Source organism: Methanobacterium sp., assembly GCA_030017655.1.
Lineage (GTDB): Archaea > Methanobacteriota > Methanobacteria > Methanobacteriales > Methanobacteriaceae > Methanobacterium_D.
In genome coordinates, this window is record JASEIM010000054.1 from 1 (window position 1) to 3250 (window position 3250).

Below are 3250 nucleotides of genomic sequence, written 5' to 3' on the forward strand. Positions count from 1 at the left end.
ACACATTTGGACTCTACGGGTTTTCCTGTAACTTTGAGAGGTGCATCAGTAAGCACCGTACTCCAACGAACTCTTGGCCCTGCTTCAGGTGTTATAAGAAGGCAACTTTTACCAATCCATCCAAGACCAGCCAGATTTGCAGCCAGTTTATGTGAAAATACAGCACAGATTCTTTCATCATCATAACGCTCCGATGCAGAAATGGCCAGTGCTTTATAATCATCTTGCTGAATTATACTTGCTAATTTCGATGTTAAAATGTCAAGGCGTAAATTGATAATATCATAAGCATGGCGATAGTTAACAGCTACAGCAGGATTATCTCGATCTGGCAGGGCATCAACAATTGCATCTGGTAATCTGATTCCTATAGAGATTGCTTTAGGATATTCAGCCACAAATAAGCTTCCCTGATCAGTTATGGTATCTTTGGCGCTGGATAACTCTGCAATGCCAAAAAAATCAGCTCCTTCATGTTCTGCCATTATCCTGATCTTATATTCAAGCTGCATAGAATACCTCAATTCATTTATATTATTTTTGTTCTAATATTAAATGCCTTGGAAGGAAATTATAACGCCCATAAAATGGTAATAAGTCCTCATTACCAATTGCAACTACTATTTTTTTAGTTTTAACTCTATTTTTATCCATCCAGTTAATGGCACGTTCCATAAGCATGGAACCAATACCTGAAGATCGATATTTTTCATCTAAAAATATAGAATCTACTTCAACAACATTTTCTTCTGAAATGGAGCTTATACAATAGCCAACATAACTATCTGTATTTTTATCTTCAACGAGATCAATTTTTAGGATTCCATTTTCAGATTTTTTAAGTATTTCTTTCTTTCTATCCTCAAATTTAACTGCATCGTATCTTTCTGGGAAATGTGTTGATAATTCACTGTGATAATCTCTTAAATTATTCCATAAGGGCTTAATTCTATCAATTTGTTCTGTATTTAGTTCAATATAGTTAATATTCATTTGATAACCTTCGAATTCTTAATTTATGAGTTTATTCGAATTTTTTGCCATAGAAAATGCAGAAATTATAATATTTGTAGTACACATCCACATCTTTAAAACCGCAATCATTCAACCATTTTAAATTGTCTTCGAGGGTTGCCGGGTTATCAAATTTCATCCGTTCCATAGCGGTGTCTTTTTCAGGTCCTGTAAAGTTATTTTCTTCTATTTTCTGCATCCAATTTTCCTGGTAACTTTTATCAACATCCGGAGTTGGACCAATCACCTGATCAGCATTTAGAAAGATTCCCTCATGATTCAGCGAATCATAGGCCTTTTTATACAATTTCTTTTTGTTTTCATCTTCTAAATGATGTATCGAAAGGGATGAAATTATCATGTCAAATGAGTTATCGAAATTATATGTTAAATAGTCCTCAGCAATATATTTGAAGTTATTTAATCCCATAAATCTGTTTTTTGCGATTTTAAGCATTTCTTCTGAAAGATCAACTAAAGTAAATTCTCCTTGTGGAAATTTTTCTAATAAGTATTTTGTGAGTAAACCGGTTCCCGCACCTAAATCAAGTATCTTTGGATCTTCTTTTTTAGAATTAGCAAGATTTCTTGTTATATTATAAAGGTCATCAAAGCAGGGAATAATTAGCTTACGTATTTTATCATATTTATCTGCATTTTCGTCAAATTTTTCTTTTAAAGTTTTATTTGACATTTATACACCATATATTATAGTCTATATTCGCTTAAAGCTCTTTTAAATATATTTAATCCTTCTTTCATCTCTTCTTTAGATATATTCAAAGCAGGAAATATCCTCATTACCTTGCCCTGTGTAATATTTAAAATAAGTCCATTATCCAGACATTTTGAATTTAAAGAATCTGCAGTTTCTTCATCAACCAGTTCTATTGCAATTAATAATCCTTTGCCACGTATGTCTTTTATAATATCTGGATGGTCATTTTGCATTTCTTTTAATTCTTTAAATGCAAATTTACTTACTTCTTCAACATTTTCCCAGATTTTATTATCTAACATATATTTGATTACAGAGTATGCAACTGCACAACCAAGCGGGTTTCCACAATATGTTCCGCCATGGTCTCCTATTTCAAACTTATTATTCAGTTCTTCTGTAATTGCGAATGCGCCAAAAGGAAATCCTCCTGCAATACCTTTAGCCATGGTTAAAATATCGATTTTAACATTATCTGACATGAATAGTTGGCCAGTTCTAAAAAATCCAGTTTGAATTTCATCTACTATTAAAAGAACATCATTTTTTGTGCATAAATCAGATAGATTTTTAAGATACTCCTGATCTGGAAGATTGATTCCACCTTCTCCTTGTATTGGCTCAACTATTACTGCAGCAACGTCATTTCTTATAACTTTTTCAATTGCTTCAATATCATTATATGGAACGAATATATGGTTTGGAATTAGAGGATTAAACCTACTTCTATGGGAATTTTGGCCTGTTACAGACACAGTACTAATGGTTCTTCCATGAAAACTTTTTTCTGTGGATATGATGTTTAGCTTTCCTGTTGCTTTTCTTGCAAGTTTAATTGCTGCATCATTTGCTTCTGCTCCACTGTTTGCAAAAAATACACGATTTAAATTTTCAGGAAGTATCTCTTGCATTAGTGATATGAGTCTGGACCTTGATGGAGAATATGTTGCCCCGGAATTGGGATTTTGTATAATTTTTTTACTTTGATCTAAAAGAGCTTCTGTAATTACAGGATTAGCATGCCCAATACTTGTTACTCCCCATCCTGAAGTTAAATCTATATATTTTTCACCTTCTTCGTCATAAACATACACTCCTTCCCCTTTTTCTATTGATATTTGCTTTTTATTTGCAAAAGAAGCATAATGTTTATCTTCTATTTGAAATGTGTCTAAAATTTCGCCCATAATAATTGCCTCAATATTTAATTGTGATATATTTATATTATAATGATTTTAATTGTCTTAAAAATTATTCAGATACTTTTTAATGTTCTATTCCTGTTTTACAGATTTAAATGTCCTCTGTTTTTCCAGTATAGGTGGCATAAAATCCATCAGTATCTGCATATATGGCCTTAAAGCCATACTTTTCAGCTTCTTTCATGGTATTTTTAATATAATCTCTTCCCCAGGCGGTTACAGCGTCTGCACATTCATGGCTGTACCATCTAAACCTTGCATAGCCGTAAACTCCATACATGGAATTTGCAAGAGTTTTCAGAGCTTCCTGCTGCAC

At 32.6% G+C, this 3250-nt stretch carries 5 protein-coding genes; all 5 read right to left on the minus strand.

Annotated elements, in window-relative coordinates; all coding sequences use genetic code 11:
* A partial coding sequence (locus tag QMD61_11520) for an epoxyqueuosine reductase (protein ID MDI6725262.1) occupies positions 1-512 on the minus strand: 512 nt, incomplete at its 3' end.
* A 22-nt stretch (positions 513-534) separates the two neighbouring features.
* Complete coding sequence (locus QMD61_11525) at positions 535-993, minus strand: GNAT family N-acetyltransferase (protein ID MDI6725263.1); 459 nt, start codon at positions 991-993, stop codon at positions 535-537.
* Between the two features lie 31 nt (positions 994-1024).
* On the minus strand, positions 1025-1708 hold the full coding sequence (locus tag QMD61_11530; protein ID MDI6725264.1) for a methyltransferase domain-containing protein: 684 nt from the start codon (positions 1706-1708) through the stop codon (positions 1025-1027).
* Positions 1709-1722: 14 nt separating this feature from the next.
* Positions 1723-2919: an aspartate aminotransferase family protein gene (locus tag QMD61_11535; GenBank protein MDI6725265.1), complete on the minus strand. Its 1197-nt coding sequence runs from the start codon at positions 2917-2919 to the stop codon at positions 1723-1725.
* 106 nt (positions 2920-3025) lie between these two features.
* Positions 3026-3250: DNA polymerase domain-containing protein (locus QMD61_11540; protein MDI6725266.1), on the minus strand; the 225-nt coding region annotated here is incomplete at its 5' end.